Raw genomic sequence first — 7,252 nt, forward strand, 5'->3', positions numbered from 1 at the left:
ACTGGTTAAAGTTCAAATTGAGCACCTCCATACTCCTGCGGCTGGCCGCAGCGCTGTTGTGCGCCTGCGCCTGTGCGCACGCGCCGGCCGCCACCCTGTTCGCCATCGTCACCGAGCGCGCCGCGCCGGCCGCCATCGAGGCTGCGCACCGCCACCTGGCCAGCCATCCGCAGGACCGCATCGTGCTGCGCACGCCCGCCCAGTGGATGGCCGCCAGCGAGCGCGAAGCCGGCCTCTTGCTCAGGCAGGCCGACACGGTGCTGGCGGTGTCCCTGTTCGGCGATCCGGCGCGCCGCCTGAAAGAGGTGTTGCCGCGCCACGCCAGGCCGCAAACGCCGGTGCTGGCCTTCAATGGCGAAGCCAGTCTCAGCCTGATGAGCCGTGATCCGCACGCCAGGCTGCACGACTTCTCGCCGGACACGCTGCGCGAACTGTCGTCCGAGGCGCCGCCCGCAGCGGCCCTGAAGGCGGCCCAGGCCAACCCCGCCGCCAGCCGCTGGCTGGCCGCGCGCCGCGTGTGGCAGGCCGGCGGCGCCGACAATACGGCGGCGCTGTTCGCGCATTTGCTCAATCCGTCCGTGGCGCTGGCCGGCCCGCAGCCGGAACCGACGCTGCGCCTGCGCGTGGGCCAGCGCGAACTGACCGACGCGGCCGCGTGGGGCAAGGCCGCGCAACTGGGTCTGAAGCCGCGGCCCACCGTGGTGGTACTGGATCTGTCCAATATGGATAGCGCGGTTCCCGCCGCCGTGTGCCAGCGCATCGAACAGCGCGGCCAGCCCTGCGTGCAGGTGCTCACGCGCTGGGGCGGGGCTTCGCGCGAGGCGCTGGAGCGCCTGCCCGAGCTGATCGCGCCGGCGCAGCCGGCGGCGCTGGTGGTGCTGCAGGACTTCGTGGTGGGCGCGGCCGAGGGGCGCGAAGCGGTCACCGAAGCGTTCAAGCGGCTCAATGTCCCGGTGTTCAAGGCCATCCGCCTGTCCGACCGCACCGCCGTGCAGTGGCGCCTGTCGCCGGACGGCCTGCCGCCGGACTCGGTGCAATACCGCGTGGCGCTGCCCGAACTGCAGGGTATCGGCCAGCCCATCGTGGTGGCCGCGCTGGGCCAGGCGCAGCTGGACCGCCGCACCGGCATCGAGAACCGTCCGCCGGTGCTGCTGCCCGAGGAGGCCGACCGGTTGTCCGCGCGCGTGAGCCGCTGGCTGGCGCTGCGCGGCAAGGCCAATGGCGATAAGCGCGTGGCGCTGATCTATTACAACCATCCGCCGGGCCGCCAGAACATCGGCGCCGACAACCTGGACGTGCCGGCCTCGCTGTTCGACATGCTGCATGCGATGAAGAACGCCGGCTACATGGTGGGCACGCTGCCCGGCTCGCCGCAAGCGCTGCTGGACATGATCATGGCGCACGGCGTGAACCTGCCGGAGGACCGCGCCGCGCTGCGGGAGCTGAGCGGCACGGTAAACAGCGTCAGCGCTGCGGACTATGCGCGCTGGTTCGGCACCCTGCCGCCGCGCGTGCAGGGCGAGATGACCAGCGGCCTGCTGGGCCGCCTGCACGCCGACGTGCTGGAAGCGGAAGCCGCCGGCGAACGCGCGCTGGGCCGCAAGCAGGCCGAAGTCATCATCAAGGAATTGCAGCACCTGGTGGAAGGCGCCGACCACCCGCAGCGCGACGCGGCGATCCGCGACCTGGCGGCGCTGGCCGAGGGCTATCACGCCTGCCTGGACGTGGGTGCTACCAGCCCGCGCGGTGCAAAGGCGCGGGCCAGGGGCGCGAGCACCGGCTGCGCGGCCTTGGCGCCACTTAGCAAGCGGCTGTCCGGCTACGGCATCGAAGGCTTGAAAGGCTGGGGCGCTGCGCCCGGCAAGATCATGGTCGACAGCGGCAAACTGCTGGTGCCCGGCCTGGTGTTCGGTAATGTGTTCATCGGTCCGCAGCCGCCGCGCGGCTGGGAAGTGGATGAGGAGCTGCTGCACGCGAACACCAGCATCACGCCGCCGCACCAGTACCTGGGCTACTACCACTGGCTGCGCGACCGCTTCAAAGCCGACGCGCTGGTGCACGTGGGTCGCCATTCCACCTATGAGTTCTTGCCCGGCAAAGCGGTCGGCCTGAGTTCCGACGACTATCCCAGCCTGATCGCCGGCGACCTGCCCGGCATCTACCCCTACATCGTCGATGGCGTGGGCGAGGGCACGCAGGCCAAGCGGCGCGGGCTGGCCGTCATCGTCGACCACCTGACGCCGCCGTTGGCATCCACGCCGCTGTACGACGATCTGCTGGCCCTGCGCCAGGTGGTGGAGAGCTTCGAGGCCGCCAGTTCGGAGTCGCTCAAGACGCAGGCCGCCGCGTTGATGCGCGAACGCGTCAACGCGCTCAACCTGAAGGCTGAGCTGGAAGCATCCATGGCCGACGTGCTGGCCGTGCGCGGCATCGGCTTCGACGCAGCCGACGACGACTTGCTGGCGCATGAGGTGGGCCACTACCTGACCAAGCTGCAGGAAAAATTCATGCCGCACGGCCTGCACGTTTTCGGCCGCCCGTGGAAGCAGGAGTCGATCGACCTGATGCTCGATTCGATGAAGAAGGGTGGCATCGACGGCCCGGAGATTGCCGAACAGCTGGCCGATTCGCCGCGCCGCGAGATGCGGGCGCTGCTGGCCGGGCTGGATGGCGAATACATCGAACCGGGCAAGGGCAACGACCCGCTGCGCTCGCCCGAAGCGCTGCCCACCGGCCGCAATTTCCACGCGGTGGACGGGGACATCCTGCCGACCCGCCTGGGCTACCAGCTGGGCGAGCGCATGGCTGCCAAGGCCAACACGGGCAAAGGCGCAGACACTTCCGCCAAGGGCAGCGAAGGCATCATCCTGTGGGCCTCCGACGCGGTGCGCGACGAGGGCGTGATGGTGGCGTTCGCGCTGGCCATGATGGGCGCCGAGCCGGTGTGGAACGCGCGCGGTATCGTCACCGACGTGAAGCTCAAGCCGGGCGCCGTGCGGCGCGACGCGCTGGTGACCACTTCGGGCCTGTTCCGCGACCTGTATCCGAACCTGATCCGCCTGATCGACCGTGCCGGGCGCATGGCGCTGGCGGCGTCGGCCGCGACGCTGGCCGAGCGTGACCCGGCGCTGAAAGAAGCCTTGCAGGCGGCGCTTGCGCCGCTGCCGGGCGTGGCCTGGGGCAGCGAACCGCCGGCGCAGAATCGCGTGGCGCGCGAATGGCTGGTGCGCCAGCGTACGCTGGCCTCCGCCGGCATGCCGCCGGCCGAAGCTGGCCGCGCCGCCGCGCAGCGCGTATTCGGCGATGCGCCCGGCGCGTACGGCACCGGCGTCAATCGCCTGACCGAGCGTTCCGGCGCCTGGCGCGAACGCGAGGAAATCGGCCGCGCCTACCGCAACCGCATGGGCCACGCCTACGGGCTGGACGCCAGCGGCGAGGCCACCCACGCCGCGTTCGACGTGGCGCTGGACGGCATCGAGCGCACCTATCACGGCCGCGCCAGCAATCTGTACGGCCTGCTCGACAACAACGACGCCTTCGACTACCTGGGCGGCCTCTCGCTGGCGATTGAGGGCCGCACCGGCCGCGTGCCGCAGGCCTTTATCCTGCAGCATGCGCAGCCAGGCCGCGCCGACGTGGAACCGCTGGCGTCGGCCTTGCTGGGCGAGCTGCGCGGGCGCTTCCTCAATCCCGCCTGGCTCAAGCCGCTGATGGGCCACGGCTACGCCGGCGCGCGCACCATGGGACAGGAATTCCTGGAGAACCTGTGGGGCTGGCAAGTCACGCGGCCGGACCTGGTGAAGAACTGGGCCTGGGACGAGGTGAAGTCCGTGTACTTCGACGACGCGCACAAACTGGGCCTGCCGCAGTTCCTGGGCCGGCAGCACAACGCGCACGTCAAGGCGCACATGCTGGCCATCTTCATGGTGGCCGCCGAAAAGGGCTACTGGAAAACCGACCGCGCCACCATCAAGCAGATGGGCGGCGAACTGGCGCAGCTGGTGGCGACGAACGGCTTGCCGGGAAGCGGCCACGCGGCGCCCAACCATCCGATGTGGGACTGGCTGGCGCCGCAGCTCGACAGCGCCGACGCGGCCGCGCTGGGCGTCACGCTGGCCAAGGCGCGCGGCGAACTGCTGCCCGCCGAACCTGCCAATTTTGGCGGCGTGGCCAGCCTGCCGCCCGCAGCTGATACGGCCGCAGCTGCTGCTTCTGGCGCCGCCGCGCCGGCGGCCGCCGCGAAAGACAGCGCCGCCAAGCGCGCCGAACTGCCAGCCAGCGCCGAGGCGCCGGCCGAGCCGGCCCCGCGCGTCTACGAATTGCACCAGAAAGCCGTGCCGCCCGATGCCCCCGCCGTGCGCGCCGCCAAGCTGCTCGGCGCACTGGCCGCTTTCCTGGCGCTGTTCGCGCTGGGCCTGTGGCGCGGCCGTCGCGTGCCCAATGTACTCAAACCTCTCAACCTGTAAGGAGTCCCCATGATCGAAACCATGTCCTACGCCTGGCTGCACGATGCGGTCAGCTGGCTGCTGGCGCCCGCGCTGGCCACGCTGCTGCTCGGCTGCGCCATTGCGGTGGTGGAAGCGGGCATCGCCGTCGGCGAACGCTTCCACGGCCTGGCCAAGCTGGCCGCAGGGGGCAACCTGGCGCAGGTGCAGGCCATTGCCCGCCACCGCCTGGAGCGCGCCGACCTGCTGGCGCGCATCCCGCCTATGCTGGGCCTGATGGCCACCATCATCCCCCTCGGGCCCGGCCTGGCCGCGCTCGGCCAGGGCGACCCCGCCCAGTTGGCAAGCGCCGTCACCGTCGCCTTCGACGCCACGGTGCTCGGCCTGGTGGCCGGCATCGGCGGCCTGGTAATCGGCAAGCTGCGCCGCCGCTGGTACGAAGAAACGCTGGAAGCGATGGAGCAATCGATGGGGCAAGCAGCATGAGCACCCAGCCCGCGCGCCAGCGCATGCGCCTCTACTCCCGCCTCGACGCCCGCTTCGACGACAGCGATGAAGACCCGCGCGCCAGCCTGGTCAACCTGGTCGACGTGATGCTGGTCTTCGCCTGCGGCCTGATCGCCGCCATCGCCGGTTCGCAGGGCGCGTTGAAGGCGCCCAAGCCGGTGGAGAAGGGCCGCCAGATCGAACGGCCCGCCGACGGCGTGAGCCAGAACGGCAGCGGTTACGACCGCGTCGGCGAAGTCTTCCGCGACCCCAAGACCGGCCAGCTGGTATTGATCGAACCCCCCAAGAAAAAATAAGACTGTTTTCATGAAGCTCAAGAATAAAAATCGCCACACCATCCGCCCCATCGCCGCCGCCATCGCATTGCTGTGCTCGGCCACGGCAGCCGCGCAGCACGCCGACACCCTGCCCACCGTGACCGTCCTTGGCGCAGCCGTGCAGGAAGGCCTGGGCCTGGCGCGCGAGAATGGCACCGCCAGCCGCCTGGACCTGAGTGCGCAGGACATGCCCGCCAGCGTCGAGTCGCTGAGTGCCGCCACCATGCAGGCGCGCGGCGATCTGCAAGTCAAAGACGCCATCACCCGCAGCACCGGCCTGACCGACACCAGCTCCCCCGGCAACGGCATCGCCTACTCCGCGCGCGGCTTCAGCGGCAACAACGCCATCGCCATGCTGGAGCACGGCCAGCGCCTGCTGGTGGGCTCCGGCACCGCCACCTCCCCGGCCGATCCGTGGGGCTATGAATATATCGAAGTGCTGCGCGGGCCCGGCTCGGTGGTCTACGGCAGCGGCAGCACCGGCGCCACCATTAACGCCGTGCGCAAGGCGCCGCAGCGCGCCGCGTCGCTGGAAGCCATGGCCGGCATCGGCGGTGGCAAGGCGTTGCGCGCCGGGCTGGGCGGCACCGGCGCGCTGGGCGGGAAGGGCGCCTTCCGCGTCGACGCCTACGCCGGCCGCAGCGACGGCTTCGTCGACCGTGGCGACGCGCGCAACGGCAAGCTGCTCACCAGCCTGACTTACGCGCTCACGCCCGACCTGGACCTGGACGCACAGCTGGACCACGCCGAGCAAAAGCCGCGCCGCTACTTCGGCACGCCGCTGGTGAACGGCCGGCTGGCCGGCCACCTGCGCAACGAGAACTACAACGTGGGCGACGCCGACATCGAGTACGTGGACGACAAGGCCGTCGCGCGCCTCACCTGGCGCGTGTCGCCGGCGCTCGCCATCAGCAACGAACTGGCCTACATGAAGGCGCGCCGCAACTGGCGCAACGCCGAGTACTACGTCTACAACCCGGTTGCCAACGCGGTCGAGCGCAGCGACTACATCGCCATCCAGCATGACCAGGAGCAGACCGCCAACCGGCTCGAGGCGCGCTGGAACGCGGGCGCCAACAAGCTGGTGGCGGGCTGGGAAGCGGCCACCGTCAACTTCCTGCACACGAATAATTCGCCCTACGGCGGCAGCTCCACCGTGGCGCCCACCGGCTTTGACCCTGGCGTGTTCGACAGCCCCGATCCGCTGCGCCCGAACTTCGCCACGGATACCGCCACTAACGCGCTCTACATCGAAGACGCCTACAGCCTGAACGGAAGCCTGCTGCTGTTGGCCGGCGTACGGCATGACCGCTATGAAGTGGATCGTGTCAGCCTGCTGGGCGCCGCCGGCTTCAGTGCCACGCTGATCTCGAATTCCGCGCGCCTGGGCCTCACCTGGAAGCTGGGGCCGAGCACGTCGCTGTACGGCCAGTACAGCACCGGCAGCGACCCGCTCACCAGCCTGCTGTCGCTGAACCTGGCCAATGCGCGCTACAAGCTGACCCGCTCGCGCCAGGTGGAGGGCGGCGTCAAGCAGTCGCTGGCCAACGGCAAGGCCGAGTGGACCGCCGCGCTGTACCGCATCCGCAAGGACGACATCATCACGCGCGACCCATCCAATCCGGCGCTGTCGATCCAGGGCGGTTCGCAGTCTTCGCAGGGCGCCGAGTTCAGTGCCAGCGCCAGCCTGGCCGCGGCCTGGCGCGTGGACGCCAACCTGGCCTACACCGACGCGCAGTTCGACAGCCTGATCGAAGGCGGCAACATCTCGCGCGCCGGCAAGCGCCCCACGGATGTGCCGGAAACCTCGGCCAACCTGTGGCTCACCTACAAGGCCGATGCCTGGCGCGCCGGCGCCGGCGCGCGCTACGTCGGCAAGCGCTACATCGACAACGGCAACACCCAGGCGCTGCCTGCCTACACGGTGCTGGACGCCACGCTGGGCTGGAACGTCAACCGCAACGTGCTGGTGCAGCTGAACCT

The 7,252-nt window shown here is 70.1% G+C and carries 4 protein-coding genes; all 4 read left to right on the top strand.

Features of this window, described 5'->3' with window-relative positions:
• Positions 1–17 precede the first annotated feature (17 nt).
• Entirely contained in the window at positions 18–4,466 is a 4,449-nt protein-coding gene (locus tag AC6H42_RS09805; RefSeq protein WP_497547920.1) for a cobaltochelatase subunit CobN, read from the top strand.
• A gap of 9 nt (positions 4,467–4,475) precedes the next feature.
• Entirely contained in the window at positions 4,476–4,931 is a 456-nt protein-coding gene (locus tag AC6H42_RS09810; protein WP_057158582.1) for a MotA/TolQ/ExbB proton channel family protein, read from the top strand.
• Positions 4,928–5,248 (top strand): hypothetical protein, encoded by a 321-nt coding sequence (locus AC6H42_RS09815; RefSeq protein ID WP_497547921.1) that lies wholly within the window; start codon positions 4,928–4,930, stop codon positions 5,246–5,248. Before AC6H42_RS09810 ends, AC6H42_RS09815 begins: the two co-directional genes overlap by 4 nt.
• Positions 5,249–5,258: 10 nt before the next feature.
• The coding region (locus AC6H42_RS09820) for a TonB-dependent receptor (RefSeq protein ID WP_497547922.1) at positions 5,259–7,252 on the top strand (1,994 nt) is incomplete at its 3' end.

Source organism: Massilia sp. NBRC 108631, from assembly GCF_059704565.1.

Bases quoted from the DNA above. Each gene is read 5' to 3' on its own strand.
- AC6H42_RS09810 (WP_057158582.1), top strand. From the start codon at position 4,476: ATGATCGAAACCATGTCCTACGCCTGGCTGCACGATGCGGTCAGCTGG.
- AC6H42_RS09815 (WP_497547921.1), top strand. From the start codon at position 4,928: ATGAGCACCCAGCCCGCGCGCCAGCGCATGCGCCTCTACTCCCGCCTC.